This is a genomic window from Oleiphilus sp. HI0061 (assembly GCF_001635675.1).
Map to the genome: position 1 here is coordinate 1 of NZ_LWFE01001410.1, position 2,086 is coordinate 2,086.

A 2,086-nucleotide genomic window follows, 5' to 3' on the forward strand; every position below is an offset into this window, starting at 1 on the left:
AGTAAACATCGCCATAACTATAAATAACTCTAATTTAAAATTTCTTCTCGGGCCGCATAGCCCGGAATATGTTGATCCATTCTACGGGTACTTTGTCCAAAACCGCCAACACCACTTAGTTGAAAACGGAACAAAAACCCATGTAAGACTTCGCTATCACTATCTAGATAAGATTGACTTAGCAATTGAACGCGCCAGCAGCAGCTACTATATTCAATGCCTGCAAGCGAACCAATGCTGCGCTCTTCCTCAAGGTCGTAACGAAGACGGCCTATTAGACTGGTTTGAGGATAAATAGGCGCAATAAAAGAGGTGTCGATTTGCTCTAGCTCACCCTGGATATAGCGATGGCTGAAATTCAGCACATGACGGTAGTCTTGACTGTGTAAGTGCAAACTCGTATTGCCTTCCTGGGTCTGGTTGTTTCTGGCATCCCATAAACCACTCGTTGCCAGCTCTACACCTGGATAGGGACGGAAGATAAACTCGGTCGCCAGCAGGGAAACCAGGTCGTAGGTGTTAGGACCTTGCACCGCATCCTGAAAATCGATTATTCCCAGCTCTTCACCAACCACCATCAAATTTCGCGCATGATAGTCACGATGGACAACGACTTGTGGTTGAGCCAAAGCACTTTCTTCCAAAGCATGAAAGCTTGCCTTTAAAAGCTGCCTCTCGTCTTCACTCAAATCAAGACCAAGCTTTTTCTCAAGCAACCAGTCTGGGAACAGGGCCATTTCCCGTTGCAGCAGTGCACTATCATAGAGTGGTAGAGCATAATCATTTGCTGGCTTAAGACTTTGGATCTTTAGCAGCGCCTTCATGGCTTGCGCATAGTGTTTATTACCACTTTCTATCACCGGGCTATCGGGATTCAGGTAAGGCAACAATAGCTCATCTCCCAAATCGCTTAATAATAGAAAGCCTTTATCCAAATCAACTTTTATCAAAGCCGGAACATTGACCCCTTGCTCTCGCCAACTACGTGCCAAGCAAACAAAGCTATTAGAGTCTTCCTTTTCAGGGGGAGCATCCATTGCGATTAAAGACTGGCCGGGCTGTTGAAAGCGGAAGTAGCGCCTGAAACTTGCATCGCCCGAGACAACCGAGAGCTCGGCTTTTTCTATCTCCAATGCTTCGGCAACCCAGGTACAGAGTGCTTGATACCGTTGATCCATCAATTAATCCTAATGTGTTTTCTTCTATTGAGTTGAATAAGACTTTATCGCTTTGGCTATGTATGCGTCAGTGTATATGACTAAGAAAGGCATGACCTTCATTCGCTGCGGCTATCCTAATCAAATTATATGTGCGCAGCAAAACTTAGCGAATTAAAAAAATGAGAGAATAAATCCAAGCGACTGGCTTTGAGTCTCAACAAAAGTTAAATGACATCCCTCCTGGCAGCGTTTATTATTCGCAACTAGGTTTGTTCATTAAACTAGCTAACCCTCTCGCTACTCATACTGGATCTCTGCATTGCCAACATTATCGCCATTTAAAGCTCCATCAAAGCGCATCTTCATAAGAGCAGTGCCTTTAATGTTAAGCATGAGCGCATCTGTCTGGGCAAATGATAATAGTTCGCTAACAACAGAGGCATGCTCATCAGCAAAGTCTGCGTCACCTTCAACAGAGCTGACATCAGAAAAACCGGTTAAGCCTGAAGAAGGTATTGTGATTCACGCCAAGGAAGTTAACTACCTTCCTGATGAAAACCTGGAGCTTAAGGGCGATATCGAATTTACTCACGGGCCTTACCATGCTCAAAGTAATGAAGCATCCATTAACAAAATTAGCCAGACAGCTGAACTTAAAGGCGACATCGTACTAAGCAGCCCCGATCTGATACTAAAAGGTGACAGCGCAACGGTAAATATGACCAGCGATAGAGTTTCGGTCATCAATGCCAGCTTCTCGAACCCCAAAACTTCAATTAACGGCAAAGCTTCAGAAATAACACGGGCAGACGAAAATACGCTGCTCATTCATGATGGCTTATTTACCAGCTGTCCGCCCGAGAAAAGAGACTGGGCCTTCGCTGCAGAAAACATTTCTCTCAATAGAGAAGAAGGCTTCGGCCAAG

Annotated in this window: 2 protein-coding genes; one reads left to right on the top strand and one right to left on the bottom strand. The window is 44.8% G+C overall.

The features are described 5' to 3' along the window. Nucleotides 1-29: 29 nt before the first annotated feature. On the bottom strand, nucleotides 30-1,178 hold the full coding sequence (locus A3735_RS22280) for an aminoglycoside phosphotransferase family protein (RefSeq protein WP_068638673.1): 1,149 nt from the start codon (nucleotides 1,176-1,178) through the stop codon (nucleotides 30-32). Nucleotides 1,179-1,551: 373 nt separating this feature from the next. Between A3735_RS22280 and A3735_RS22285 the strand changes: the two genes are divergently transcribed. Continuing rightward, the coding region (locus A3735_RS22285) for an LptA/OstA family protein (protein ID WP_156499832.1) at nucleotides 1,552-2,086 on the top strand (535 nt) is incomplete at its 3' end.

What these genes read in the sequence shown, in the direction of transcription:
- A3735_RS22280 (WP_068638673.1), bottom strand. Translation starts at nt 1,178, where the DNA reads ATGGATCAACGGTATCAAGCACTCTGTACCTGGGTTGCCGAAGCATTG.